The sequence below is a fragment of the Streptomyces beijiangensis genome (assembly GCF_017315755.1).
Taxonomy (GTDB): Bacteria; Actinomycetota; Actinomycetes; order Streptomycetales; family Streptomycetaceae; genus Streptomyces; species Streptomyces beijiangensis.
The window spans coordinates 1-456 of record NZ_JAFLRJ010001164.1; the positions used below are offsets into that span (position 1 = coordinate 1).

Genomic DNA, 456 nt, shown 5'->3' on the forward strand with positions numbered 1-456 from the left:
CACCCGACGGCGGCCAGCGCGGCCACGGCCGCCGTGTCCCGCAGGCCACGGTCGTGTTCCGTACGTACGGAGAACCAGCCCACCGCCGCACCCGCCACCAGCGGAACCAGCGCCACCGCCCAGCCGAGCCACGTCCCGCGCCCCTCCGCCGGCACCGCCGCGAGCAGCGGGAAGTGCGGCAGCGCGGGGTTCGTGGTCACCGCGAAGGGCGACGCCGCAGCTCCTGCTCCGAGCGAGAAACCGGGACCCAGCGCATAGGCCGCCGCCCACACCGCCGCGTTCGGGACGAGGGCCAGCGCAAGCAGCAGGACCGCGAACCGGCCCGACCACACCCCCGTGAGCTGCGGAAACGCACTCTGGGCCGCCCCCGCGTGCCACACCAGCGCGCCCCCGACCAGCAGCGCGCCACCGCCCACCAGAACCGCGACCCCGACCGCCGCCGCCCGCGCCGCGTCC

Annotated in this window: 1 protein-coding gene; it reads right to left on the reverse strand. The window is 77.4% G+C overall.

Translation table 11 applies throughout. The annotated features are described in order from the left end of the window. Window positions 1–456 (reverse strand): cell division protein PerM (locus J0695_RS41005; RefSeq protein ID WP_242553785.1); only part of this gene is annotated, 456 nt, incomplete at both ends.